This window comes from Paractinoplanes durhamensis, from assembly GCF_016862175.1.
In the GTDB taxonomy this organism is placed as follows: Bacteria; Actinomycetota; Actinomycetes; order Mycobacteriales; family Micromonosporaceae; genus Actinoplanes; species Actinoplanes durhamensis.
Map to the genome: position 1 here is coordinate 50,099 of NZ_BOML01000085.1, position 26,498 is coordinate 76,596.

General features: G+C 71.3%; 24 protein-coding genes. All 24 read right to left on the reverse strand.

Annotated elements, in window-relative coordinates; all coding sequences use genetic code 11:
- Positions 1-66: 66 nt before the first annotated feature.
- Positions 67-1,527, reverse strand: coding sequence for a MinD/ParA family ATP-binding protein (locus Adu01nite_RS44585; RefSeq protein WP_203735462.1), 1,461 nt, complete (start codon positions 1,525-1,527; stop codon positions 67-69).
- Positions 1,528-1,743: 216 nt separating this feature from the next.
- A complete protein-coding gene (locus Adu01nite_RS44590) occupies positions 1,744-2,688 on the reverse strand; it encodes a ribosomal eL19 family protein (RefSeq protein WP_203735463.1) in 945 nt (314 codons plus the stop codon).
- Between the two features lie 47 nt (positions 2,689-2,735).
- Positions 2,736-3,620, reverse strand: a complete 885-nt coding sequence (locus Adu01nite_RS44595) for an RluA family pseudouridine synthase (RefSeq protein ID WP_239133185.1) — start codon at positions 3,618-3,620, stop codon at positions 2,736-2,738.
- Positions 3,621-3,741: 121 nt separating this feature from the next.
- Positions 3,742-4,296: a signal peptidase II gene (gene lspA, locus Adu01nite_RS44600; RefSeq protein WP_275414781.1), complete on the reverse strand. Its 555-nt coding sequence runs from the start codon at positions 4,294-4,296 to the stop codon at positions 3,742-3,744.
- 29 nt (positions 4,297-4,325) lie between these two features.
- Positions 4,326-4,748: a TraR/DksA family transcriptional regulator gene (locus tag Adu01nite_RS44605; protein WP_203735466.1), complete on the reverse strand. Its 423-nt coding sequence runs from the start codon at positions 4,746-4,748 to the stop codon at positions 4,326-4,328.
- 356 nt (positions 4,749-5,104) lie between these two features.
- Positions 5,105-6,640, reverse strand: coding sequence for a potassium/proton antiporter (locus tag Adu01nite_RS44610; protein WP_203735467.1), 1,536 nt, complete (start codon positions 6,638-6,640; stop codon positions 5,105-5,107).
- Positions 6,637-6,957, reverse strand: coding sequence for a DUF167 domain-containing protein (locus tag Adu01nite_RS44615; RefSeq protein WP_203735468.1), 321 nt, complete (start codon positions 6,955-6,957; stop codon positions 6,637-6,639). Before Adu01nite_RS44615 ends, Adu01nite_RS44610 begins: the two co-directional genes overlap by 4 nt.
- A 30-nt stretch (positions 6,958-6,987) precedes the next feature.
- Entirely contained in the window at positions 6,988-7,968 is a 981-nt protein-coding gene (locus Adu01nite_RS44620; protein ID WP_203735486.1) for a hypothetical protein, read from the reverse strand.
- A 33-nt stretch (positions 7,969-8,001) separates the two neighbouring features.
- On the reverse strand, positions 8,002-8,817 hold the full coding sequence (locus Adu01nite_RS44625; RefSeq protein ID WP_203735469.1) for a DivIVA domain-containing protein: 816 nt from the start codon (positions 8,815-8,817) through the stop codon (positions 8,002-8,004).
- 43 nt (positions 8,818-8,860) lie between these two features.
- Complete coding sequence (locus Adu01nite_RS44630; protein WP_203735470.1) at positions 8,861-9,166, reverse strand: YggT family protein; 306 nt, start codon at positions 9,164-9,166, stop codon at positions 8,861-8,863.
- 36 nt (positions 9,167-9,202) lie between these two features.
- Positions 9,203-9,913 (reverse strand): cell division protein SepF, encoded by a 711-nt coding sequence (locus Adu01nite_RS44635; RefSeq protein ID WP_203735471.1) that lies wholly within the window; start codon positions 9,911-9,913, stop codon positions 9,203-9,205.
- Between the two features lie 181 nt (positions 9,914-10,094).
- Entirely contained in the window at positions 10,095-10,802 is a 708-nt protein-coding gene (locus Adu01nite_RS44640; protein WP_203735472.1) for a YggS family pyridoxal phosphate-dependent enzyme, read from the reverse strand.
- A 7-nt stretch (positions 10,803-10,809) separates the two neighbouring features.
- Positions 10,810-11,925, reverse strand: a complete 1,116-nt coding sequence (gene ftsZ / locus Adu01nite_RS44645) for a cell division protein FtsZ (protein WP_203735473.1) — start codon at positions 11,923-11,925, stop codon at positions 10,810-10,812.
- Between the two features lie 296 nt (positions 11,926-12,221).
- Complete coding sequence (locus Adu01nite_RS44650; protein ID WP_239133184.1) at positions 12,222-12,992, reverse strand: cell division protein FtsQ/DivIB; 771 nt, start codon at positions 12,990-12,992, stop codon at positions 12,222-12,224.
- Positions 12,993-12,998: 6 nt separating this feature from the next.
- Entirely contained in the window at positions 12,999-14,429 is a 1,431-nt protein-coding gene (murC, locus tag Adu01nite_RS44655; protein WP_203735474.1) for a UDP-N-acetylmuramate--L-alanine ligase, read from the reverse strand.
- A 13-nt stretch (positions 14,430-14,442) separates the two neighbouring features.
- Positions 14,443-15,549: an undecaprenyldiphospho-muramoylpentapeptide beta-N-acetylglucosaminyltransferase gene (gene murG, locus Adu01nite_RS44660; RefSeq protein ID WP_203735475.1), complete on the reverse strand. Its 1,107-nt coding sequence runs from the start codon at positions 15,547-15,549 to the stop codon at positions 14,443-14,445.
- Between the two features lie 48 nt (positions 15,550-15,597).
- A complete protein-coding gene (locus tag Adu01nite_RS44665) occupies positions 15,598-16,977 on the reverse strand; it encodes an FtsW/RodA/SpoVE family cell cycle protein (protein ID WP_203735476.1) in 1,380 nt (459 codons plus the stop codon).
- Between the two features lie 64 nt (positions 16,978-17,041).
- Positions 17,042-18,148, reverse strand: a complete 1,107-nt coding sequence (gene mraY / locus Adu01nite_RS44670) for a phospho-N-acetylmuramoyl-pentapeptide-transferase (protein ID WP_203735477.1) — start codon at positions 18,146-18,148, stop codon at positions 17,042-17,044.
- The gene (locus tag Adu01nite_RS44675) at positions 18,145-19,530 is read right to left on the reverse strand and encodes a UDP-N-acetylmuramoyl-tripeptide--D-alanyl-D-alanine ligase (RefSeq protein ID WP_203735478.1); all 1,386 of its coding nucleotides are present in this window, start codon (positions 19,528-19,530) and stop codon (positions 18,145-18,147) included. The genes mraY and Adu01nite_RS44675 overlap by 4 nt, the downstream gene beginning before the upstream one ends.
- A complete protein-coding gene (locus Adu01nite_RS44680) occupies positions 19,527-21,044 on the reverse strand; it encodes a UDP-N-acetylmuramoyl-L-alanyl-D-glutamate--2,6-diaminopimelate ligase (protein ID WP_203735479.1) in 1,518 nt (505 codons plus the stop codon). Before Adu01nite_RS44680 ends, Adu01nite_RS44675 begins: the two co-directional genes overlap by 4 nt.
- Positions 21,045-21,116: 72 nt before the next feature.
- Positions 21,117-23,468, reverse strand: coding sequence for a penicillin-binding transpeptidase domain-containing protein (locus Adu01nite_RS44685; RefSeq protein ID WP_203735480.1), 2,352 nt, complete (start codon positions 23,466-23,468; stop codon positions 21,117-21,119).
- 5 nt (positions 23,469-23,473) lie between these two features.
- Positions 23,474-24,412, reverse strand: coding sequence for a cell division protein FtsL (gene ftsL / locus Adu01nite_RS44690; protein ID WP_203735481.1), 939 nt, complete (start codon positions 24,410-24,412; stop codon positions 23,474-23,476).
- Entirely contained in the window at positions 24,409-25,461 is a 1,053-nt protein-coding gene (gene rsmH, locus Adu01nite_RS44695; RefSeq protein WP_203735482.1) for a 16S rRNA (cytosine(1402)-N(4))-methyltransferase RsmH, read from the reverse strand. The genes ftsL and rsmH overlap by 4 nt, the downstream gene beginning before the upstream one ends.
- Before the next feature lie 236 nt (positions 25,462-25,697).
- Positions 25,698-26,129 (reverse strand): division/cell wall cluster transcriptional repressor MraZ, encoded by a 432-nt coding sequence (gene mraZ, locus Adu01nite_RS44700; protein WP_203735483.1) that lies wholly within the window; start codon positions 26,127-26,129, stop codon positions 25,698-25,700.
- Positions 26,130-26,498 lie beyond the last annotated feature (369 nt).

Here is a 26,498-nt window from a genome sequence, read left to right on the forward strand (position 1 = left end):
TTAAGTTGTGACGACCCGAGCGACTCTAGTCCGACCCCCCGACAAGATTCGAGGGGCGCGCTGGGCCTATTCGGCGAACGGCTCGATCATCATCGACGCGGCCTTGAGCCACGCCTGCTTGGTCTCCGGCTGGAGATCCTGGTACTCGATCGAGGAGCCGACCTCGAGGGACGGGTCGTAGGGCACGACCGCGACGCCGCGGGTCCGGGTGGCGAAATGCTTGGCGAAATCGGCGAGCATCGGCAGCGGTCCCGGCGACGGGCAGGAGATCAACGTCACGGCGTTGGCGACCAGGTCACCCATGCCGCTCTCGTCGAGCACGTCGAGCATCCAGTCGGCGGTGAACGCGGCGTCCTCGCGGGGCACGGTGGTGATCACCAGCTGGTCGGCCTGGCGCATCACGGTCTGCCAGTTGACGCTCTCCACGTTGTTGCCGGTGTCGACGCAGATCACGTCGTGGGTGCGGCGCAGAAGGTCCATCACCCGGCGCACGGTGCCCTGGTCGAGCCGCTGGGCGAAGCGCGGGTTCTCCTCGCCGGCGAGCACGTCGTAGGAGCCGTCGGAGGCGTGCCGCAGGTAGGCGTCGAGCTCGCTGAGCAGGCCGTCGCCGTGCAGATTTTCGATCTGCATCAGGTCGGCGAGCAGGTGCTTGATGGTGCGGGCGTGCCGGGCGCTGCCGGCCCGCAGGCCGAGCGTGCCGCGCAGCTCGTTGTCGTCCCAGGCGAGCACGCCACGGCCGCGGACGCTGCCGATGGTGGCCGCGGCCAGCACGGTGGCGGTGGTCTTGTGCACGCCGCCCTTGGGGTTGGCGAAGGCCAGCACGCGCGGCTTGCCGAGCTTGCGGCGCAGCACCGCGACGGCGCGCTCCATCTCGCCGGACGGCTCGGTCTGCCGCCACTCGATGCGGGCACCGGCCGGTGAGGTCGGCGCGGGCGCGGGCGACGGCGCGCGCACCGGGGCGGCGGCCGAGGCGCGACCGCGCGGGTAGTCACGCTGCGGGGCCGGTGGCGGGGCGATCGGCGGCGGGGCGATCGGCGCGGGCGGGGCCACCGGGGTGGACCTGGCCGGCGCCGGGGCCGGGCTGAAGAAGCTGTGCGGCTGCTCCGGGACGCCGCGCCGGCCGTTCGGCTCGGGGTGCGGCGGCGGTGAAGGCTGCGGCTGCGGCGACGGCTGCCGGACCTGGTGGCGCGGGTCGAGCGGATTGATCGGCCGCTGCGGCATCGGGCGCGGCTCGAACTGCTGCTCCGGCGCCCGCTGGTCGAAGCCGGGCTGCTCGTAACCGGACTGCTCGTAGCCGGGCTGCTGGCCGGCCGGCGGCTGCTGGGAGCGCGGGTCGAGCGGGTTGTAGGGCCGGCGGGTCGGCAGTGGCTGGCCGAACTGCTGCGGCGGTGCCGGCGGTGCCTCCCGCTCCGTCTCGGCGGCCTGCTCCTCGGCGGCGCGTGCGCCGTGCCGGGCGCGGTCGAGCAGCGCCCGCCAACGCGGGGCTGGTTCCGCAGGCCGGCCCCAGCCGGTCTCGGTCCCATCCACGGCTCGTCCTCCCTGCGCTTACTTCCGGTGATGCCCACGGCTCGTGCTATGCCCATGACAGGCTACGGAGCGAACCCTATTCGGGCCACTGCCCGAGCGACCAACCCTGGCCGGTCTCCTTGATCGAACAACGCCTCAAAGGTCACACGCGTATGGCCGTCCGTACGGTTCGCGGACGAGAAACCTAACGGCCGGATGACTGTCGAGATGTGTTCGTCACGGGCTCGGCACGCCCTGAGCAGCGCTCGCGTCTGTTGCTGAGGGCACCGCAGCCCGCTCCTCCGGTGCCGCGGCTGATGAATCAGGCGAGAGGTCGGAGACAACCGGTGAGGTAGATGTCACAGGGGCTCCGGACGAAGACAGTATCGGCGCGGGCGTACGGGAAGCAATGGCTGAACCGCCGTTTGGCACAGGAATCGGAGATCCGCTCGGCTCTGCCGGAATCGTGCCCTCCTGCTCCGGAAGCGGCGGCCGGAACTCGGCCCGATCGAGCTGCCGAACCTCGGGCGCCGGGTCGACCGCACGCACGCCCGGCCGGTCCGCGACCGTCTGCAGACCGGCCGCGCTGGCCCGCACCACGGCCGCGAAGACGCACGAACACCCCGACCGGTATGCCTCGGCCTCGGCGTGCGCCGTGCGGGCCGACGCGTCGTACGCCGCGCGGGCCCGCCGCTGGTTCACGTCGCTGTCGTCGAGCCGCTCGCTGAGCTGCTGATAGCCGGCCTGCTCCTGATCGCGCTGGAGGGCGGCATCGAGCATCCCGGAGAGCACGTCGGCCGGCAGCCGGTAGACCGGGATCCGGACCACCTGGGTGTGCGCCCCGGGCAGCGGCACCCGGGTGTAGACCTGGGCCACCGCGGCACCGTCGAGCAGCCCGGCCAGGGCGCCCGGCGGCATGTAGTCGTCCAGGCTCACCAGCGCCCAGGTGACGCCGGTGGCCGGCGCGGAGGGATCGGTGAGCGCGGCCAGCTCGGTCTCGGTGGACTGCAGATAGCCGCCGACCGTCTGCCCCTGCACCACGCCGACCTTGACCACGGCGCCGGGATCCGCACCGGACATCGCGACCTCATGACGACCGGCCAGGATGATGCCGAGCACGAGGGCGGCCGCCGCGACGACGGCCATGCCGCTCGCGATGCGTAGGAGTGCCGCGCGGTCCACGGTCGGCTCCCGCGCGGGTTCCGCGGGCCCCATGGCTCCCCCGAAGATCAGCTCGCGTCTTGAAGGACGTCCAGCGCGTACTTCAGGTCATCAGGATAGTCGCTGACGAACCGAACCTCATCGTGCGTTCGGGGATGGACGAACCCCAATTCTCGGGCGTGCAGCCACTGTCGGTGCAGCTTGAGCCGGGCGGCGAGGGTCGGGTCGGCGCCGTAGGTGAGGTCGCCGACGCACGGGTGCCGCATCGCCGAGAAGTGCACCCGGATCTGGTGGGTGCGCCCGGTCTCCAGCTTCACGTCGATCAGGCTGGCCGAGCGGAACGCCTCGAGCGTGTCGTAGTGGGTCACGCTCGGCTTGCCGGAGTTCATCACCGCGTACTTGTAGTCGGCGGTCGGGTGCCGGTCGATCGGCGCGTCGATGGTGCCGCGCAGCGGATCGAGGTGCCCCTGCACCACGGCGTGGTAGCGCTTGTCGACCTCGCGCTCCTTGAAGGCCCGCTTGAGCACGCTGTAGGCGATCTCGCTCTTGGCCACCACCATCAGGCCGGTGGTGCCGACGTCGAGCCGATGCACGATGCCCTGCCGCTCGGCGGCGCCGCTGGTCGCGACGTTCTGCCCCATCGCGGCGAGCCCGCCGATCACGGTCGGTCCGGTCCAGCCGGGGCTCGGGTGCGCGGCCACGCCGACCGGCTTGTCCACCACCACGATGTCGTCGTCGCTGTAGATGATGGTCAGCCCGGTCACCGGCTCGGCCACCACGCTCGGCGGCGCGACCGGCGCGGGCAGCGTGACCTCGAGCCAGGAGCCGGCCGCGACCTTGTCCGACTTCGGCCGGGGATAGCCGTCGACAAGCGCGTCACCCGCCTCGACGAGGGTCGCGGCGGCGGTCCGGGAGAGCCCGAAGAGCCTGGACACGGCCTGGTCGAGCCGCATGCCGTCCAACCCGTCGGGCACCGGCAGGGAGCGCTGGGTCACGCTGCGCCTCCTGGGCGTGGACTCGTGGCCCTCGGCCGGCTGGTCGCGCCACTGGGCAACTCGCGCTCGGTGCGCTCGCTCACGCCGGCTCCACTTTCTTGCGTACGACCCGTCGGCCGTCGCGCTGTCGTCCGGTCAACTCGAGGAGCACCGCCAGGCAGACACCCACCGTGAGGCAGCTGTCGGCGATGTTGAAGACCGCGAACTTCTCCGCGTACGGCGCGAAGAGGCTGATCATGTCGACCACGTGCCCGTGGAACGGGCCGGGCGCCCGGAACAGCCGGTCGCCGAGGTTGCCGAAGGCGCCGCCGAGCACCAGGCCCAGCGAGACGGCCCACGGCACCGACCGCAGCCGGGTCGCCATGTAACCGATCCAGCCGATCACCACCAGGGTGATCACCGGGAAGACCCAGGTGTGGTTCTCGCCCATGCTGAACGCTGCCCCGCTGTTGCGCAGCAGCGACAGATAGATCAGCCCGCCCAGGATGCGTACCGGCTCGCCCTCGGTGAGGTGCTCGGTGGAGAGCCACTTGATCCACTGGTCGAGCGCCACGGCCAGCACCGCGGTAGCGCCCAGCACGGCGACGGCGCGGCCGCTGAAACCGGGTTTCGGACCCGGCTCCGGCTCGCCCACGACCGTCGCGCCCGCTGCCTCGTCGGCGTTCAGCGTCGTTCCTCCAACTGCTTGCAAGAGACACAGAGAGTCGCGGACGGGAACGCCGCCAGTCGCTCGACCGGAATCGCGTTGCCGCACCGCTCGCACCAACCGTAGTTGCCCTCGCCGAGCCGGTCGATGGCGCGCTCCACCTGATTGATCCGCTCCAGCAGATTGTTCGCCAGAGTGATCTCCTGCTCACGCTCGAGCGTCTTGGTGCCGGTGTCCGCCTGGTCGTCCCCGGCCGAGTCGGCGAGCCGCTCCCGCTGCAGCTCGGTGAGCTCGGTGATCGACGTGTCGTACTCCGTCTGCAGCTCGGTGAGCCGGTCGGTGAGTGCGACCCGGATCTTCTCGGTCTCGGCCGTGCTGCGGGTCCGCTTGGTGGCGGCCTTGGCGGTGGCGGCGGTCGGAGTATCGGTTGCCTTGGCCATCGTCGCTCCCTCGGCCGCACCCCCGGCGCGGCGATCAGCGGTCCTCGAGACCAGCCGGTCCCGGCCCCTGCCGGGCCGCGCCTGCCTGTCTCCTGAAATTGCCGGCGGGATCCCCCCAGAAACAGCCGGCCGCGCGCCCCTCGGAAGGGTTCCCGACGGGCGGCGTAGCACTTCCCCGGGCGCGGGCGCGCCGTTAGATCTTGCCCCACCTGCACAAACGGCGCGGCTGAACGGGCAGCCGCGCACTCCGGAGGTTCGCAAGGATACGGAACGTATCCGGCACCGACAACACGGCCCCCCGATCTTGACCGGGCAAAGGTCACAAACAGGCCGGTCAGATACCCGACCGTTCCCGATTACGGCGACTCCTCGCGGCCGTCCTCGCCGAACCACCGGGCCAGCCGGCCGCGCCGGCTCACCGCGCGCAGCCGCCGCTCGGCCACGTCCCGGGCCGCCGCCGTGGCCACGATGAGCAGCGCGTCGCCGGTGCGCAGCCGGGTGTCCGGGCCGGGCACGAAACCGGCGCCGTCGCGCACCACCAGCGTCACCGAGGCCCCCACCGGCAGGCGCAGCTCGTCGATGTAGACGCCGGACAGCCGCGATCCCGGCGCCACGTCCAGCTGCAGCAGGTCGGCCTGCATGTTCTCCAGCGGCGCGATCTCCACGTGGATCTCGGCGAGCTCGGCCGGCGCGGTCACCCCGAGCAGCCGGGCGGCCGGGGCGAGCGTGCTCGCCTGCACCAGGGTGAACAGGAAGACCAGCACGAACACCGCATCGAACAGACCGTCCGCGCCCGGGGTGCCGGCCGAGAGCGGGATGGTGGCCAGCACGATCGGCACCGCCCCGCGCAGCCCGGCCCAGGAGAGGAACGCGGTGCCCCGCCAGCCGACCCGGTTGCCGGGCCGGCGCGGGCCGCGCACCGGCCGGGCCAGCACCGCGGCGACCAGCACCGAGATCGGCCGGGCCAGCAGCACCAGGGCCACCCCGACGACCAGGGCCGGCACCAGCGCGGCCGCCAGCCGGTCGGGCGAGGCGAGCAGGCCGAGCAGCACGAACAGGCCGATCTGGGCCACCCAGGCCAGACCGTCGGCGAAGCCCAGCACGGCCCGGCGGTGCGGCAGCCGGCCGTTGCCGAGCACCACCCCGGCCACGTAGACGGCGATGAAGCCGGAGGCGTGCGCGACGGCGCCGGCCGCGTAGGCGAGGACGGTGAGCCCGACCGCGGCGATCGGGTAGAGCCCGGCCGACGGCAGGGCGGCGCGGCGCAGCGTCCACTTCCCGGCCGCGCCCACCAGATACCCGATCGCGGCGCCCGCGACCAGCTCGTACGTGACGATCGAGATCTCGTACCACCAGGGGTGGGTGGCCGCCGTCGTGGCGCTCAGCAGGACGACCAGCAGGACCACCGGGGCGTCGTTGAGGCCGGACTCGGCCTCCAGGGTGGTCACCAGCCGTGGCGGAAGCCGCAGGCGCCGGAGCGTGGCGAAGACCGCGGCGGCGTCGGTGGAGGAGAGCACCGCGCCGTAGAGGAGCGCCAGCCGCCAGTCCAGGCCGAGGATGAAGTGCCCGGCGACCCCGACGACCGCGACGCTCACCGCGACCCCGACCGTGGCCAGCGAGACCGACAGGCCGAGCACCGGGCGCAGCGTGCTCCAGCGCGCGGTCAGCCCGCCCTCCGCGATGATCACGATGAGCGCGCAGAAGCCCAGCGTGCGGGTCAGCTCCGCGTCGTCGAAGCGGATGCCGAAGCCGCCCTCCCCGATGACCATGCCGATCCCGAGGTAGACCAGGAGGCTGGGCAGGCCGAGCCGGGTGGAGACGCGCACCGCGAACACCGCGACCAGCAGCACCGCGGCCCCGACGAGAAGGGCGAGATCGAGGTAGCCGGTCACGCCGATCCGGCGCCGTCGCGCAGGGTGACCAGGCGGGCCGGGATGCCGTCGCCGTCCGCGGTCACCGTGAAGACCTTGTCCCGGCTGGTCGCGCCGAGTTTCAGCGCCACCGCCGCCGGGCGTACGCCGAGCGCGTCGGCCAGCGCGCGCCGCACCGCCTCGGTGGCCTTGCCGTCGACCGCCGGCGCACCGACCGCGACGATCAGCGCCGGGCCGTGCGGCCCCTCATACCGCCCGCCGACCCGGGTGCGCCCCGCCCCCGGGCGAACCCGGACGGCGACGGACAGACCTGCGCTTTTCGGCGGGTGGTTGACCATGCCCCATTGTGCAGGTGCCGCTGCACCCCGTTAGTGCCGGGCGGCCGCCGCCACCAGGCGGTCGACCGGGCGGCACAGGCCGCAGGGGCTGAAGCCCAGCTCGACCGCCTCGTTCACCGGGATCGGCTCGCTCAGCTTGCCGACCAGGTGCTGACAGTCGGACACGTGGTAGCGCGGACGGCCGTCGACGACCAGCACCTCGGCGTCGAGCCGGGCCACCCGGACCGCGTCGCCCGGGCTGACCACCTGCGGGAGCGGCTCGTCGGCCGGATCGTCGTCGTCGGCATCGCCGAGGTCCTCGTCGACCAGTCCGGCGTTCACCGGTCCGGTTTCCATGAGGTCGGCCTCGCCCGGCTCGGCGTGCGCGTCGGTCCGGCGCCACGTGTGCTCTTCGGGGTTCAGGCTGCGCGCGGCGTTGATCGCGTCGGCGGCCCGCTCGTAGTCGGGCTCGGCCGGTAGGTCATGGGCCGGAAGATCATGGGCCGGAAGGTCGTGGGCCGAAAGGTCGTCGGCCAGAAGATCATCCGCCGGACGCGCACCCGAGGTGCCGACGATGGTGTCGGCGGCGTCCCGGCGCCCGGCATGGTAGGCCTGGTCGGAGTCTTCGTCATGCGGGTCTTCGGGCAGATCGGCCGCGCCGGCCGTCCGGAACTGGACGGTTTCGCGGCGGTCGTTGTCCTCGAAGAGCGGCTGATCGGCCAGGAGCGGCTGCGACTCGGCGAACCGCGACTCGGCGAATTCGGCCTCGGCGGCGAATGCCGGGGAGTCGGCCGGTTCGGCTGCGAACGGCTCGGCCGGGGCGGCAAAATCGTCGAAGCGAGGATCGGCCGGCGCCGCCCCCTCGGCGGCACGGCGGGCGCTCGCGTTCTGGCGCGCACCGATCACCAGCGCGACCGCCGCCAGCAGGCTGGCCACGATCGAACTGATCAGGAAGTTGCTCGAACCGCCGGTGAGGCCCAGGACAAGCAGCGTCACCGCGACGAGGATGAGCAGCAGGCTAGCAACGATCATGGCTCATCCTCGTCGTGGAACCGGAGGGAAAACTCAGCGCCCGGATTCGATGGCGCCGGTGCGGCTGCCGCCGTAGGAGCCGGCGAGGCCGGCCGCGGCGAGACCGCCGGAGCCACCCACCGCACGGGCGGAGTCGGCACGGGTCATCTCGGCCTCGAGCCCCTGACCGCGACCGTCGAGGTCACGCAGCTGGCTCTCCAGGTAGGCCTTGAGACGCGTGCGGTACTCGCGCTCGAACTGCTTGAGCTCCTCGATGTGCTTCTGCAGCGCCGACCGCTTGGCGTCCAGGCCGCCCATGGCTTCCTGGTGCCGCTGACGGGCGTCGCGCTCGAGCGCATCGGCCTTGGCGCGGGCTTCGCGGGTGACCTCCTCGGCCTTCGAACGGGCGTCGGAGAGAAGCTTGTCGGCCTCGCGACGGGCATCCGACACGTGGTCGTCGGCCGTACGCTGGGCCATCATCAGCACCCGCAGGGCCTGCTGCTCGCCGTCCCCGGTGTTGCCGGCCGGCGCACCGACCGGGCCCTGGGCCCGGACCTGCTCCAGCTCGGCCTGCATCTGCCGGGCGGCCTGCTCGGCCTGCGCCTTGTCCCGCTGAACGCGGTCCAGCTGCGCCTTGACGTCGTTGAGCTCGGCGGCAAGGCGGGGGTCGGCACCCGAGACGGCTGGCGCGCCACCCCGGCCGCCGCGCTCCACCTGGGCGCGCAGCTCGTTGTTCTCCTCGATCAGACGGGCGAGCTCGCGCTCAACCTCATCCAGGAAGGCGTCGACCTCCTCCTCGTCGTACCCCCGCTTGCCGATCGGGGGCTTCTTGAAGGCGACGTTATGAACGTCGGCCGGGGTCAGCGGCATCGAAACTCCTCGGGTCAGTCGCGGCCGCGGTGGGGGCTGCTGTCTAGCTGTAAGTCGAAATCAAGTTCCTGAGCACGAACTCCATGAGCACGAACAGGATAACCAGCAGCACGATGGATGCCAGGTCCAAGCTCACGTTACCAATGCGCAGCGGTGGGATCACACGCCTCAACGCCTTGAGCGGTGGGTCAGTGACGCTCCACACCGTTTCGAGTGCCGCCGAAGCGCCCCTGCCGGGCTGCCACCGTCGTCCGTACTGGAGTACCGCGGACAGAACGAACCTGGCCAGCAGGACCAGGACGAAAAGATAGACCACAAGGTAGAGGATTTGGAACAGGATCGACAGCACGTCTGAGGGTCCCTCGCTCGGGTGAGCTCTGCCGGGTCAGCTCTGGTTGAAGAACCCACCCTCAGCGATTTTGGCCTTGTCCTCTGCGGTGACCTGGACATTCGCCGGCGAGAGCAGGAAAACCCGGTTGGTCACGCGCTCGATCGTACCGCGAAGGCCGAAGGCGAGTCCGGCCGCGAAGTCGACCAGTCGGCGGGCGTCACCCTCATCCATCTCGGTGAGATTGATGATGACCGGTACACCGTCCCGGAAGTGCTCGCCGATGGTCCGCGCCTCCCGGTACGTAGTGGGGTGCAGCGTGGTGATCTGGTACCGCTGCTCCTCCTCGACCGGCCGCGCCTGGGGCTGCGGCTGGTGCACCTGCTGCGGAGCGAGGGCCAGATTGTCCCGGGTGGCGTAGCTCAGCGGGGTCGCCGAGTCGCTCGACGTGCTCGGCCGGGTGATCGAACGCACCCGGGCCCGCTCCCCGGAATCCACCCGATCGTGGTCGTCGAGGTCGGCACGGGAGAGGCGCTCGGAGACCCGGGTCCGCTCGGTGCGGGCGCGCGGCACGGCGCGCTCCTCCTCGTCGGCCTCGTCTTCCTCGTCATCGATGTACCGAGAGCTCGAGTAGCGGTCCCGGTCACGATCACGGTCCCGCTCACGGGTGCGGTAGGACGGCTCGCGGTAGTCGTGGTCGGAGTACTCGCGTTCGTCGTCCTCCTCGACCAGGCCCAGCCAGACGCCCGCCTTCCGAAATGCGCTCATGCCCCCACCCCATTCCGCACCCGGGCGAAATCGTCGACCCGACCAGCCATGTCCCCCACCTTTAAGTCCGCTACGCGGCCCGCGCCCCCCGGCGTACCGCCACCCCCTGACGCACCCCGACCGTCCCATCCGGACCGGCTGCGTAAAACCACACCTATGTAGTTTGCTGCCCGCCGCAAGGCTACCGCAGCAGGTTTCGCATTCCGAGCAAAGAAGTGCCGATCCGGACGTGTGTCGCGCCGTGCCGGACGGCCGCTTCGAGGTCGCCACTCATCCCGGCCGAGATGGTGGTCGCGCCGGGATGCTTGCCGGCCAACTGCGCGGCGAGGACGGCCAACTGTTCGAACGCCCGGTCCGGCTCCCAGTCGCGCGGCGCGACCGCCATCACGCCGCCGAGCCGCAGGGCGGTCGTGGCCGCCACCGCGTCGGATATCCGCCACAGGTCGTCGCCGGCCGCGCCGCCCCGGGACGAATCCCCGTCGATGCTCACCTGGATCAGCACCTCGAGCTGCTCCGGCCGGCCGGCGACCGCGTTTTCCAGGGCCGTCACCAGTCGCACCGAGTCGACCGACTCGATCACGCCCGCGTAGCCGGCCACCGACCGGACCTTGTTGCGCTGCAGCTGGCCGATGAAGTGCCAGCGTGGCGTGGCACCGGCGGCGCGCGCCTCGGCGGCCTTGGGCGCCGCCTCCTGGTCGCGGCTCTCCCCCACGTCGGTGACGCCGAGCCCGGCCAGCAGCACGACGTCGCTGGCCGGGTAGGTCTTGGTGACCGCCACCAGGGCCACCTCGTCCGGTGCCCGACCGGCCGCCACGCAGGCGCGCGCTATCCGCTCCCGCACCTGAGCGAGGGAAGCGGCGAGCTCGTCGCGCCGCGCGGCGTCGGTCACCGGACCCTCAGGAACCGTTCTTCAGGAAGTCCGGAACGTCCACGTCGTCGAACAGCACCCGCCGGGGCGTCTGGACCGGCGGCGGCGGGGTGCTGACCACCGGGGTGCTGGCCGGGGGCGCGGTCTGGGCCGGCGGGACGACCTTGCGGGCCGGCTCGGACGGCTTGTAGGACGGCGTACCGCCGTCGAACCCGGCCGCGATCACGGTGACCCGCACCTCGTCGCCGAGAGCGTCGTCGATGACCGCACCGAAGATGATGTTCGCGTCCGGGTGGGCCGCGTCGGTGACCAGCTGGGCCGCGTCGTTGATCTCGAACAGGCCGAGGTCGGAACCACCGGCGATGGAGAGCAGCACGCCGCGCGCGCCGTCCATGCTCTGCTCGAGCAGCGGGCTGGAGATCGCCTTCTCGGCCGCCTCGACCGCGCGGTTGTCGCCGCGCGCGCTGCCGATGCCCATCAGGGCGCTGCCGGCACCGCTCATCACGCTCTTGACGTCGGCGAAGTCGAGGTTGATCAGACCCGGCGTGGTGATCAGGTCGGTGATGCCCTGGACACCGGAGAGCAGGACCTGGTCGGCCTGCCGGAACGCGTCCATCATGCTGATCCCGCGGTCACCCAGGGCGAGCAGCCGGTCGTTCGGGATGACGATCAGGGTGTCGCACTGGTTGCGCAGTTCGTCGATGCCCGCCTCGGCCTGGACCTGGCGGCGCTTGCCCTCGAACGAGAACGGCCGGGTGACCACGCCGATGGTGAGTGCGCCGAGCTTGCGGGCGATGTTGGCGACGACGGGCGCGCCGCCGGTGCCGGTGCCGCCGCCCTCGCCGCACGTCACGAAGACCATGTCGGCGCCCTTGAGCACCTCTTCGATCTCGTCGCGGTGGTCCTCGGCGGCGTTCTTGCCGACCTCGGGCTGGGCGCCGGCGCCGAGACCACGGGTCAGCTCCCGGCCGACGTCGAGCTTCACGTCGGCGTCGCTCATCAGCAGGGCCTGGGCGTCGGTGTTGATCGCGATGAACTCGACTCCCTTGAGCCCCACCTCGATCATGCGGTTCACGGCGTTGACGCCGCCACCGCCGATCCCGACGACCTTGATGACCGCCAGGTAGTTGTGTGGAGGTGTCATCGGGCTCAGCCTTCCCTTCGGGGTTGGCGGATGTCGTGGGCCCCGTGCGGCCCGGGCAGGAACCGCAGCTCGACAACCGCTGCCGTACAAGGGAGGGCGAGGAAACCCTCACCCTCTACTAGAGGCTTAGGGTTATGTCAACCATTCAACCTCTGGGGGCAACGTAAACGCATGCATTGCTGCAACCAAGGACCGGCGCGGCGTGTCGAGGCCCGCTTACGTGGCGAATATCCGACGCGCCCGTAACCTCTTGAAAAATACGCCGTTCCTGCCCAAATGTCCGCTTAGTCACCCACTCAGCGGATCGTCACGTAATACGGTGCGCTGACGTCGATCTGCTTGTCGGCCTTCTTCAGCAGCGCGGTGGCCACCTGGCTCTTCTTGTCGCTCTCGGTGTCGTCGCCCCAGACCACCACCCGGTCCTTGGTCAGCTGCAGCTTGATCTGCGCGGGCGCGGCCGCCGAGATGGCCACCAGCTGCTCGCGCAGGTCGGTGCTGAGCGCGCCGAGCACGGTCAGCGCCGAGCGGGTGCTCAGGTCGGCCGGGCCGGGCGACGCGGTGCGCAGCAGCGGCAGCCCGTCCGGCTGGCGGGTCACCTCCCGGTACGGCACGCCGGCCGCGTCGACCAGCGAGAACTTCCCGGCCGTGGTCGGCACCGCGGCCACCGGGGTGCGCTCGACCACCTCCACCACCAGGGTGGACGGCCAGCTGCGCCGCACCGTCACCCGGTCGACCGCCGCCAGGGTGCGCACCCTGGCCCGCACGACGCCCAGGTCGACCCGGGCGAGCGGCTCCTTCGCCGGCACCGCCGCGGCCTCCTCGACCTGCAGCGGGGTCAGGAACTGCACGCCGACCACCTCGACGGTGCGTACGCCGAGCAGTGGGGTGCCGTAGACGGTCCAGACCAGGCCGCCGGTCACCAGGGCCACCCCGGCCGCGATCGCCCACGGCAGGGCGGCACGCAGCCGCCGCTGACGGGCCCGGGCCATGAAACGCCGCGCCGAGGACGGCACCGCGTCGGTGTTCGCCCGGACCAGCCGCCAGTTACGCCCGCCGCCCCCGCTCACGGTCGCCTACTCCGGCTGCCCGGCCGAGGCCAGTGCGGCCAGCAGCTCGTCGCCCATCAGGGAGATCGGCGGGGCGCCCATGGTGACCACCACGTCGCCGGGCCGGCTGCGGCGAACCACCTCGGCCGGCACGTCCTCCCAGTCGGGCACGAACACCTTCTGCCCGGCCGGCAGGTCGATGGCCGCGGTCAGCGACACCCCGCCCTCGCCCGGCCCGCGCACCTCGCCCGGCCCGAAAACCTCCATCACGATCACCTGGTCGGCGATCCCGAGGCCCTCGGCCAGCTCGGCCTGCAGGTCCCGGGTGCGGTAGACCCGGTAGGGCTGGAAGACGACCACCAGGCGGCCGTCGCCGGCCACCTCGCGCAGCGTCCGCAGCGCGGCCTTGACCGAGGTCGGGTGGTACGCGTACTCGTCGTAGACCCGCACCCCGGCCGCGATGCCCTTGCGCTCGAAGCGCCGGCGCACCCCCGGGAACGAGGCGAGCGCCTCGGTGGTCTTGTCCAGCGGCAGGCCCAGGCGCTGCGCGGTGAGCACCGCGGCGGCGCTGTTGAGGCCCATGTGCCGGCCGGGCAGCGCCAGCTTGATCTCGCCGAGCGGCTTGCCGTCCAGCGTGGCCTGGTAGCGGACCCCGCTCACGGTCGAGACGACGTCGCTGATCCGCAGGTCGGCGCCGGCGCTCTCGCCGTACGTCCAGACCGTGCGCCCGGCCGCCCGCAGCGCCGCGATCAGGCCCTGGGTGCCCTCGTCGTCGGCGCAGGTCACCACGAAGCCGTCGTCGTCGGTCAGCTCGGCGAACTGCAGGAAGCCGGCCTTCAGCCCGTCCAGGTCGCCCCAGTTGTTGAGGTGGTCGCCCTCGATGTTGGTGATGATCGAGACGTGCGGCCGGTAGATGAGGAACGACTTGTCCGACTCGTCGGCCTCGGCCACGAAGTGCGGGCCGGTGCCGTGGTGCCCGTTCGAGCCGGCCTCGGAGATCTCGCCACCGATCACGAAGGACGGGTCCTGCCCGGCGTGCTGCAGGATCACCGTCATGATCGAGGTGGTGGTGGTCTTGCCGTGGGTGCCGGCCACCGCGATGGTCTGCCGGTTGGTCATCGCCGCGGCGAGCGCCTCGGAGCGGTGCAGGATGCGCAGGCCGAGCCGGCGGGCCTCGACCAGCTCGAGGTGGTCGTGCGGGATCGCGGTGGAGTAGACGACGGTGTCGACGCCCTCCAGGTTCGACGCCTCGTGCGACATGTGCACGGTGCCGCCGAGCGCGCGCAGGGCGGCCAGGGCCGGCCACTCGCGCAGTTCGCTGCCGGAGACCGGCACCCCGCGGGTGAGCAGCAGCCGGGCGAGACCGGCCATGCCGACCCCGCCGATGCCGATCAGATGGACGCTGCCCAGTTCCTCAGCGGTCAGTTTCCCGGCCGGCGTGAGCTCCGCGGTGTTCACTGTCCTGTCCCCTTCATCGAGCCTTCGCCACCGCTTCCAACACGAACTCCAGCAGGGCCTCGTCGCCGTCCCGGCGCCCGTAGTGCGAAGCAGCCGTACCCATCATCGCGAGCCGTTGCCGGTCGCGTGCCAACGGGATGATCTGCTGCTCGATCCACTCGGGGGTCAGCTCGGCGTTGCCCACCAGGATGCCGCCGCCCGCCTCGACCACCGGCCGGGCGTTGCGCTCCTGCTCCTGGTTGCTGAACGGATAGGGCACATAGACGGCCGGGACGCCGAGCGCGGTCGTCTCGGCCACGGTGATCGCGCCACCACGGCAGAGCATCAGATCGGCGGCGGCGTAGCCGAGCTGCATGTCCGAAAGATAAGGCACCACGACGTACGGCACCGGGAGGTCGGCCGGGACCTCGAACGGGTCGTTGCGGCCGCCCTGCACGTGCAGCACCTGGATGCCGGCGTGGGCCAGCCGCTTGGCCGCCGCGGCCACCGCCAGGTTGATCGTGCGGGCGCCGGACGAGCCGCCGGAGACGAACAGCACCGGCAGGTCGGGGCGCAGCCCGAAGTGGTGGAGCGCCTGCGGCCGGAGCGCGGCCCGGTCGAGGTGGGTGATCGCGGTGCGCAGCGGCACGCCGACCACCCGGGCGTCTTTCAGCGACTCGGCCAGCTGCGGCTGGGTGGGGAACCCGACCGCGACGTTCTTGGTGAACTTCATGCCCATCCGGTTGGCGACGCCCGGCGGCACGTTGACCTCGTGGATCACGATCGGCAGGTCGCGGCGCCAGGCGGCCAGGTAGGCCGGCACCGACACGTACCCCCCGAAGCCGACCACGACGTCCGCCTGCACCTCGTCGATGATCTTGCCGGCCGCGTGCGACGACTTGTACATCCGGTCCGGGGTGCGCAGCAGGTTGAGGTTGACCGAGCGCGGCAGCTGGAACGCCGGAATGACCCGCAGGTCGTAACCGGCCGCCGGGATCAGCTCGTTCTCCATGCCCTTGGGGCTGCCGAGCGTGGTGATCCGAGCGTCCGGAAAGTGCCGTTTCACGGCATCGGCGAAGGCGAGCAGCGGATAGATGTGTCCACCGGTGCCTCCTCCGGCGAGCACGACCGACCGCAGCATTGCTTTCTCCTCCCACGTCCTCCGCCCCGCCCGTCACCGTGGTGCGGACTAGAGGCGATTCCCCTTGCCGGCAGGTGCCCGGCTGTCTTTCGGAGCCGGCTGCCGTTGCGGGGGGAGCGGCGGCAGCGGGGCCCAGACTAGCCGTACCCATCTGGCGGGCGGACGGGCGTTGAGGGCCTTGCTCGCGTCCGGCTCGGCGCGGGCGAACGAGGCGAGCATCCCGATCGCCGCGAGCGTCACGACGAGGGCACTGCCACCTGCGGAGATGAACGGCAGCGGGAGGCCGGTGATGGGCAGCATCCCGGTCACGCCGCCGATGTTGATCACGGCCTGGGCGACCAGCCAGGTGGTGATCGCGGTGGCGGCCAGGCGGCGGAACGGGTCGGACGAGCGGCGGGCGATCCGGAAGCCGGTGTAGGCGAGCACCGAGAACAGCGCCAGCACCACGCTGCAGCCGACCACGCCCAGCTCTTCGGCGACCACGCCGAAGATGAAGTCGTTGGAGGCTTCCGGCAACCAGTTCCACTTCAGGACCCCCTTGCCCAGCCCGACCCCGAACCAGCCGCCCTCGAAGATCGCCGAGCGGGACTGGATCAGCTGGTAGCAGTTGTCCTGGAGGTCACATTTCTCGAGCGGCTGGAGGAAGTTGGTGAGCCGGGCCAGCCGGTAGTTCTCGGCGTCGGTCGAGCCGGAGCCGGCACCGCCGGAGGCCGCCGCGATCAGCAGGCCGATGCCGGCCATCCCGAGGACGCCGAGCGCGGCGAACACCCGCAGCCGCACGCCGGCCGCCCAGAGCAGGCCGACGATCAGCGACAGCAGCACCAGCATGGTGCCGAGGTCGTTGTAGCCGACCAGGACGAACAGCAGGCCGATGACCGGGAACAGTGGCCGGGACAGCTCGCGCCAGTGGCCGAGCGCCGGGCCCTTGCGGGCGATCACGTCGGCGCCCCAGAGCACCATGCCGAGCTTGGCCAGCTCGGCGGGCTGCAGGCCGATGGGGCCGAAGTAGAGCCAGAGCAGGTTGGCGTGGACCGGGCCGATCTTGGGCGAGCTGAGCACGCCGACCGATTCCAGCGCGCCGAGCAGGTCGAGGATCGCGAGCAGCACGATCGCCGCGCCCAGGATGTACTTGCCGATGTCCCGCAGCGTGCGGGTGGGCAGGCGCTGGCAGATCCAGAAGACGACCAGGCCGAGCAGCGCGTACAACGACTGGTTCGCGATCGCCGAGAAGGCGTTGCCGTTGTCCCGGTAGGCCTTCACGCTGGTCGCCGAGAACACCATGGTGAGCCCGATGAGCAGCAACAGGCCGGAGCTCGCGATCAGCAGGTAGTACGACGAAAGCGGCCGGGCCAGCAGCCCGTGCACGGCCGGCAGCAGCTGCCTGCTCAGTGACGGGCGAGCCACCTTCGGGTTTCGGTCGTCCGCCATGGACACATCATCGTTCCGGCGACACGCGAGCCGGTGTCATGACCGGGCGTGTCGCGAGAGATATCTATCCCATTACGGCGAGGAAGTCCGAGTAGAACAGGCCGAGGCCGATGGCCACGCAGATGCCGGCCACGATCCAGAACCGGACGACGATGTTGACCTCGCTCCAGCCGGCCAGCTCGAAGTGGTGCTGGAGCGGGGACATCCGGAACACCCGTTTACCGGTGGTCTTGAACGAGATGATCTGGATGACCACCGACATCGTGATGATCACGAACAGGCCGCCGATGATGATCGACAGCAGCGTGGTGCGGGTCGACACGGCCAGGCCGCCGATCAGGCCGCCGAGACCGAGCGCCCCGGTGTCGCCCATGAAGATCCGGGCCGGCGAGGTGTTCCACCAGAGGAAGCCGACACAGGCGGCGGCCGCCGCGGCCGCGATCATCGAAACCTCCAGCGGATCTCGGACCTGGTAGCAGTAGTCGTTGGCGTTGGCGTACGCGGTGTCACCGCACCAGTGCCGGTACTGCCAGAAGCCGATCAGCGCGTACGCGGCCAGCACCAGGATCGAGGCGCCGGTGGCCAGGCCGTCGAGGCCGTCGGTGAGGTTCACGCCGTTCGACATCGCCATGATGACGAAGACGAACACCAGCACCGAGCCGACCTTGCCGACGTTCAGCCAGCTCACGTCGCGGATGAACGAGATGTGCTCGCTGGACACGGTCTGGCCGTTGGTGCTCGTCACGTAGAGCGCGGCGACGCCGAACCCGCCGCCGACGATCAGCTGGCCGAGCAGCTTGCCCTTGGCGCTCAGGCCGTCGGAGTTGCGCCGGCGGATCTTCAGGAAGTCGTCCAGGAAGCCGACCACGCCGCAGAACACGAACAGGCCGAGCAGGACCAGGGCCGTCATGGTCGGCCCCTCCTGCGCGATCTGCCGCTCGGGCAGCGTGGTCAGGGCCACGTGCCCGGCCACGTAGGCGAACACGGTGGCGAGGATGAACGCCACCCCGCCCATCGTGGGGGTGCCCTTCTTGCCCTGGTTACTGGCCAGGCCGAGGCCGCCGCGGATCGGCTGGCCGGCCTTCATCGCGGTGAAGACACGGATCGCGACCGGCGTGCCGAACAGGGAGATGATGAACGCGACCGCAGCCGCGACGATGACTGCCCTCACGGGCGACCCCCCTCGGGACGTAATCCGTCGACCACGTCCCATGTCCGGTACCGGGAGCCTTTCACGAGCACGACGTCGCCGTCGCGCAGATCCCCGGTGACGATCCCGAGCGCGACGGTCTGGTCCTCGGCGAAGATCGCCGTCCCGTGCCAGCCCTCGACCTCGCTCGCCCCGTCCAGGATCGGACGGGCGTTCGCGGCCACCACGATCAACCGGTCCACGCCGAGCTCGGCCGCGAGCCGGCCCACCTCCACGTGCCCGGACACCTCATGGCTGCCCAGTTCGGCCATGTAGCCGAGCACCGCGATCCGGCGGCCCCCGGCCTTCATCGCCGCGAGTGCGTGCAGCGCCGCCGCCGTCGAGGACGGGTTGGCGTTGTACGAGTCGTCGATCACCGTGACCCCGTCGGGCCGGGTGAAGACATCCATCCGCCGGCTCGACACGATCCCGACCGCACCGAGCGCGGCAACGAGATCGTCGAAGTCCATCCCGAGCGTGAGTGCCACCCCGGCCGCGGCGAGGGTGTTGGCCACCTGGTGGCGCCCGGCCACGGCCAGCCGGACATGTCCGGAATGACCATCAAAGCTCAGGGTGTACGAGGCCCGCCCGGCCCCGTCCAGCGAAACCTCGGTGGCCCGCACCGCGGCGTCCGCCGACTCACCGGTGAGCAGGACCCGGGCGGACGTGCGCGGCGCCATCCCGGCCACCAGCGGATCGTCGGCGTTGAGCACCGCGACCCCGGCCGGCGACAGCGCCTCGACCAGCTCGCCCTTGGCCTGCGCGGTCCCCTCGACCGACCCGAACTCGCCGATGTGCGCGGCGCCGATGTTCAGCACGAGGCCGACGTTCGGCCGGGCGATATCACAGAGATAACGGATATGTCCGATACCGCGCGCACCCATCTCCAGCACGAGGAACCGCGTCTCCTCGGTGGCCTGCAGCACGGTGTACGGGAAGCCGAGCTCGTTGTTCAGCGACCCGGCCGGCGCGATGGCCGGCCCGAGCCGGGCCAGCAACTGCCCGATGTAGTCCTTGGTCGTGGTCTTCCCGGACGACCCGGTCAGCCCGACCACGGTCAGCTCCGGAAGTCGCGAGACGACCGCACGCGCCAGCGCGGCCAGCGCGACGAGCGGCTCCTCGACCACCACTCCGGGGTGGCCGGTGTCGCGCGTGCTCAGCACGGCGGCGGCCCCCGCCGCCATCGCGGTCGGCGCGAAGTCGTGGCCGTCCACCTTCTCGCCGGGGAAGGCGACGAAGAGCCCGCCCGGCCCGATCTTGCGGGAGTCGTACTCGACCGGCCCGGACACGATCACCGACGGCGTCGCGTTGACGAGACGCCCCCCGGTGACCTTGGCGATCTCGTCCAGCGTCATGCGGATCAAGAATGACCCCCCGCGGCGGCGAGCAGCGCGCCGGCCAGCTCGATCCGGTCGTCGAACGGCAACATGACTCCGTTGACCTCCTGGCCCGACTCGTGCCCCTTGCCCAGCAGCGCGATCACGTCACCGGCACCGGCCAGCCGCACCGCCTCGTCGATGGCGGCCCGCCGGCCGGCCACCTCGATGATCTTCGCCGACGAACCGGCACCCTCGGCCCCCGCGCGCACCGCCGCCCGGATCACCGCCGGGTCCTCGGTGCGCGGATTGTCGTCGGTGACGAGCACCAGGTCGGCGCCGCGGGCCGCGGCCGCACCCATCTGCGGCCGCTTGCCCTTGTCCCGGTCGCCGCCCGCGCCGATCAGGCAGATCACCCGCCCGCCGCGCGCGTTGGCCAGCTCGCGCAGCGCGGCCAGTGCCGCCACGATCGCGTCGGTCTTGTGCGCGTAGTCGACCACGCCCAGCACGTCGCCGGGCGCGTCGACCTGCTCGAGCCGGCCGGGCACCCCCGGGCAGGCCGCGATGCCGCGCGCCGCCACCGCCGGATCGATCCCGGCCGCGACCAGCGACGCGAGCGCGAGCAGCGCGTTCGCCACGTTGTGCCGGCCGGGCAGGGAGACCCCGGCCTCGACCGTGATGCCACCCGGGCCGTGCGCCACGAACCGCTGCCCGAACGCCGACGGCCGCACCGACGACGCCCACCAGGTCGCCGCCGTGTCACCGGCCGCCGAATAGCTGATCGTGGCCGGCTTGAACAGCGGCCGCAGCGCCGGCTCGTCGTAGTTGAGCACCTCGAACCGGCACCGGCCGTCGAAGAGTTTCGCCTTGGCCGCGAAGTAGTCGTCCACGTCGGAGTGGAAGTCGAGGTGGTCGAGCCCGAAGTTGGTGTAGCCGCCGACCGCGAACCGCAGCCCGTTGACCCGGCCGATGGCCAGCGCGTGGCTGGACACCTCCATCACCACCGCGGTCACGTCCCGCTCGGCCGCCGCGGCCAGGATCGCCTGCAGGTCGGTCGCCTCCGGGGTGGTGCGCACGCTCTTGACCACCAGGTCGCCGAGGCGCGTCTCGACGGTGCCGATCAGGCCGGTGGTCAGCCCGGCCGCGCGCAGCCCCGACTCGACGAGGTAGGCGGTCGACGTCTTCCCGGCCGTACCGGTGATCCCGATCATCATCAGCCGGGCCGAGGGGTCGCCGTAGATCGCCGCGGCAGCGGCGCCGAGCACCGCCCGCGGGTCCTCGGCCACCAGCACCGGCAGGCCGGCCGCCAGGGCCGCCTCGCGGCCCGCGGCGTCGGTCAGCACCGCCACCGCACCGGCCTCCGCGGCCCCCGCCACGAACTCCGCGCCGTGCCGGTTCGCACCGGCCAGCGCCGCGTAAAGATCACCGGGAAGCACCTCGCGACTGCTGTGCGTGATGCCGGTGACCTCGGCGTCCGCGCCGCTCAGCTCGGCCGGCAACAGGGTCGCCAGGCGCGTCAGCCGCAGCGGCGCGACAGTCTCGGGACGGGGAACTCCGGGCACGGCGTCAGACCCTACCCGGTTCCCTGTGAGCGACGGAAAACGCCATGCGGCCTATCGACGTGTTCATTCCGATCATGGATGGATGCGGAATTTCGGCGCCTTGGTCGACGACGGCGGGACCCGGTAGTGGAGCAGGGCGAACGACATCATCTTGCTGAACGCCGGCGCGGCCACGTCACCACCGGTGCCGTGTGCCACCTCGGCCGAGACCGCGATCACGAACCGCGGGTTCTCGGCCGGCGCCATGCCGATGAACGACCCGTAGTTGCTGCTCGTGTACTGGCCGTCGATCAGCCGCTTGCCGGTGCCGGTCTTGCCCGCCACCCGGTAACCGGTGACCGCGGCCTGGGTGCCGGTGGCGTCCTTCTCGTCGACCACGGCCTCCATCATCGTCCGCAGCTCGGAGGCGACATCCGGGCGCAGCACCTGCCGCGACTCCGCCGTCGGCCCCGCGGTGACCTTGCCGTTCTTGCCGGAGATCATCGCCTTGATCAGGTGCGGCTGGATGTAGGTGCCGTCGTTCGCGATCGCCGCGTAGCCGGCCGCCATCTGGATCAGCGTGGCGTCCACACTCATCCCGATCGGCACCGAGCCGGACGCCGACCCGCTCCACTCGTCCGGCGTGAGGATCTTGCCGGTCGCCTCGCCCATCATGCCCTCGTTGGTGGCCTTGCCCAGCCCGAACTTCTGCTGGTACTCGTACACCTTCTGCTTGCCGAGCTTGTCGCCGATCAGGATGGTGCCCACGTTGGACGACAGCGCCAGGATGCCGGGGATCGTCATCTTGGTGCCCTTGGGCTGCATGTGGCTGTCCTGGAAGCGGTAACCGCCGCGCTCCAGCGCGGGCCCGACGGTCACCGTCGAGTCCGGCGTGATCAGGCCCTCCTGCAGGGCGGCACCGATCACGAACGCCTTGTGGATCGAGCCCGGGTCGGCCACGATCGCGCTCGGTACGTCCTCCCGGTCCGACGGCGAGTAGTCCAGCGGCTTGGCCGCGTTGTAGGTCGGGCAGCTGGCCTGGGCCAGCACCTCACCGGTCTTGACGTCCAGCACCACCGCGCCGGCGATCGTCGCCTTCCAGTCGGTGGCCTGCTCGCACAGGATCCGCTGGACCTCGTACTGCAGGTCGGCGTCGATGGTGAGCTGCAACGACGTACCCGGCTGCGGTTCCACGTAGCGCTGGTAGCCGCCCGGGATCGGGGTGTTCAGGTCGCCCTTGCCGATCTCGAACTCCTGGGTGCCCGCGGTACCCCGCAGCAGCGAGTCGTAGCGCGCCTCCAGGCCCTCCAGGCCCGAGTTGTCGGCACCGGTCCAGCCGATCAGGTTGGCGGCCAGGTCGGCGCCGGGCACGTCGCGCCGCTCGTCCCGCTTCACCACGATGCCCTTGATGTCGAGCTTGGAGATCCGGTCCCCGATCGAGATGTCCACACCCTGGGCCAGGAACTCGAACCGCGACTCGCCACCACCCGGCCGCTTGTGCCGGGTCATCTTCTCGATCAGCTTCGACTGCGGCACGCCGAGCAGCGGCGACAGCTGGGCCGCGGCCGCCGCCGGGTCCTTGACCAGCACCGGGTCGGCGCCCACGTAGCGCGCCTCGACGCTGTGCGCGAGCACGGTGCCGTCCCGGTCCAGGATGCTGCCGCGCGGCGCGGGCAGGGTGACCTCGGTGATCCGCTGCTCACGCAGCTTGATCAGCCGCGCCGCGTCGCCCGGCGACGAGGCCACCTGCAGCACGACCAGCCGCACGCCGATCATCACGAACAGGGAGAGCGCGAGCACGGTGCCGAGCCGCAGGCGGCGGGTGGAATTGGCGAGCTTCGGCGGCTCGGCGACAACGGCACGCACGGCGCGGCTGGGGCCGGGTGCTTTTTTCGTACGGGTACCAAAAGGCGACCGGGGAGCTCGGGTGGCGGGCCGCCCGGTTCCGGAGCGCTCGCCGCCGCGGGCACCACGGCCGGTGACCCGGTCCCGGCGCTGCTTCAGCTCATCGCGGTCGTCCCGCTCACCGGACTCCGGCCGGCGGGTCCGCGGCGGGGTCGGACGCGCGTCGCGCTGCGCACGCCGCCCGGTGTCGCCCTTCTCCCCGGTCCCGGTCTTCGACTTGGTGGTCTTCTCCGGCGGCTGCTCGGGCTCCGCGGCCGGCCGGCGCCCACGCTGGGGGCGGCCGCCGTCGAGCACCTGGAGTGCCGGGCGGAACGGGTCGGTGGTCCGGCCGGCCCGCGGTGAGCGGGTGCGCTGGTCGCGCTCGGCCATGGTGCGCCCGCGCGGGGTGTAGGCCCGCGCGTCGCCGATGCCGCCGAAGCCGCGGCCCCGGCCGTTCTCCTCGGTCTCCTCCGGGTCGGTGTCCCCGACCGGAAGGTCACGAGACGTACCGCGCCGGGGCTGGTTGCCCCGGCGCGGTGTGTCATCGGATCGTGGTGACATGCGGCCTACTGCCCCGTGCCGCTCGGCGTCTGGCCGTTACCCACCGTCGCCCCATTCGCCGTCTGGCCGTTCCCCGCGCCGTTGGCCTGCCCGTCCGCGGTCGTCGAGCCGTTGACCGGCGCGACCTTGCCCGCACCGGCGTCCGACTTGGCGGTCGGCCCGGCCGTCTTGGCGTCCTGCGCGGTGACCGCCGGCCGGCCGTTGGCCGGCGTCGGAACCCCGATGATCTTGCCGTCGGGCAGCCGGAACCGGGCCGGGTTCTCCGCCCGGACCAGGCCGAGCCGGCGAGCGGCCGCGTCCAGGTTGCCGATGCTCGACGCCTCGACCAGCTGGTTCTCCAGGTCCTGCTGCTGACTGTCCAGAGCCGACCCCTGCTTCTGCAGGTCGGCGATCCGGAACGAGTTCTCGTTGGTCTTCGTGTTGATCAGCAGGATGCCGAGCACCCCGACGACCACCACGCCGATCACCGAGGCCACGAACGGCGCCCGCGGTGCGCTGATCGGCGCCGGCGGGGCCACCTGCAGCCGCGGGGTCTTGACCTCACCGGTGGTGACCCGCGCCGGTGCCGCCAGCGGCTCCTCGACCCGCAGCGCCGCGGTCCCGTCGACCGGAGCGTCGGTGACCGGACGCCGCTTGGCCGCGGCGTTCTCCTCACGACGCGTCAGGATCTTCGGCTCCGGGCGGCGACCCTTGCCGCGCACGAGATCGGGACGGCTCTCCGGGCGTACGTCATCAGTCGTCTTGGTCTTGGCCTTTGCCGCCTTGGCGGTCTTGGCCCTGGAGGCCTGCTTGCCGGCGGTGTCCCGCCCGATCCCTGACCGGCGCGTGTCGGACCGCTCGTCCGTGGCACCGGTGAAGTGGCGCGCCCCCCGGGCGTCACTTCGCTGGGCGTCCGCATGATCCGTGGCCCGGCCCCCCGGCCGCGGCGCGGTGCGCTCGCTCATGCTTTCCCCTCCCCCTCGTTGCTTTCCCCCGGGCGTAACCGCCCTCGTCCCCCGTGCGTTGACTTCCGGGGCCGGCCGGCCTCCGTCGTCGTCGTTTCCCGGCCGATTCGCTCGACCGCGCGCAGCTTCACCGAGGCCGCTCGCGGATTGGCCTCGACTTCCTCGTCCGTCGGCGGCTCCGACCCCTTTGTCAGCAGCCGCAAGGTCGGACCGGTTCCGGGCAGTTCGACCGGCAGGTCGATCGGTCCCGTGCTGCGCGTCCTCTCGGTGAGGGCGCGCTTGACGATCCGGTCCTCCAAAGATTGGTAGCTCATCACCACAAGGCGCCCCTTCGGCGCCAATGCGTCCAAAGCAGCCGGTACGGCCGATTCGAGCGTGGCGAGTTCGCCATTTACCTCAATACGTAGTGCTTGAAACGTTCTCTTTGCGGGATTTCCACCCGTTCGTCGCGCGGCGGCCGGGATCGACTCCTTGACCAGCTCCGCCAGCCGGGCCGTCGAAGTGATCCGCCCCTTCGCCCGCTCCCGCACGATCGCCGAGACGACCCGCGGTGCGAACTTCTCCTCGCCGTACTGCCGCAGGATCCGGACCAGCTCGCCCGGCTCGTACGTGTTCACGACCTCCTCGGCCGTGACCCCCGTCGTCTGGTCCATCCGCATGTCCAGCGGCGCGTCCTGGGCGTACGCGAAACCGCGGTCCGCCTCGTCCAGCTGCAACGAGGAGACACCGAGGTCGAACAGGCCACTGTGGAACTGTTCGTACCCGAGGTCGGCGAGCACCTGTGGAAGCTCGTCGTAGACCGCGTGCACGAGATGGGTCCGGGCGCGGAACGGGCTGAGCCGCTGCCGGGAATGCGCGAGCGCCTCGGTGTCCCGGTCGAGTCCGATGAGGACCACATCCGGGTATCGCTCGAGGACCGCCTCCGCGTGCCCGCCCAGGCCGAGAGTGAAGTCCACGTGCACGGCGCCGGGCATGTCGAGGGCCGGGGCGAGCAGCTCGAGACAGCGCTCGAGCAGCACCGGCACGTGCGTGCCACGCAGCTCCCCCATGTCGACCCCCCTCGCACCCCGGCTGTTCCCAAGTCGCCGCACCGGCCCGGACATCGTCCGCACCGCGTCCGTACCGCCAGATCCCCATCCGCTCGTGCCGTTCCAGCTGCCTGTTGCCAGCAGGTCTGCTGTCCGGGCGAGACGCCTGGCACCGGGGAAGAGGCGCCAGGAGTCGGAGCGGGTGGAGATCTCGCAGTACGGCGGCGGTGCCGGCCGGGGCCGGTCGGTGCCACGCCTCACAGCCCGCCGGGCAGCACCCCCTCCTCGATGTCGGCGAACTCGTCTTCGCTCGCCGCGAGGTAGTCGTCCCAGGACTGCTTGTCCCAGATCTCCACCCTGGTGCTCGCACCGATCACCACGAGGTCGCGGTCCAAGGCCGCGTATTCCCTCAGGTGCGCCGGGATGGTCACCCGCCCTTGCTTGTCCGGCACCTCGTCGTGCGCACTGGCGAAGAACACCCGGCTGTAAGCCCGGGCGGCCTTGTTGGTCACCGGCGCCTGACGAAGCTGGCCCGCGATGCTCTGGAATTCCGGCATCGGGAACACGTACAAGCAGCGCTCTTGCCCCTTGGTGATCACGACACCTCCCGCCAGTTCATCTCGGAACTTGGCCGGAAGAATCAGCCGCCCCTTGTCATCGAGGCGTGGGGTATGGGTGCCGAGGAACATCGGCCGTCCACCCCCTGCCCCCAGCGGTTCGCGGTCCGCTTGTCAACTCGGGCCGGCAGGCTTCCGGTCGGTCCCCCTCGGCCCTGCCACTGCGCTCCACTCTACTCCACTTCCCTCCACCCGCAAGCGGATTGAGCACGTCCACGATTCTTAGTCAAGCCCAAAAGCCCAGCTCAGCGCCGAGTCCACCCGGTGGAGGGCGTTTCCATGATCAACCGCGTCTGGTTTGCGACACCGGTCTCGGCACTCATGACATACCACCGCAAAATTTCCCATTTCTCCCTGCACGACATGCTGTCAACCCCTCCTCGGGAGGAAAGTGGAGAGCCCCGGTGGAGCGAAGTGGAGCCCCTTTCACCCCCACCCCCC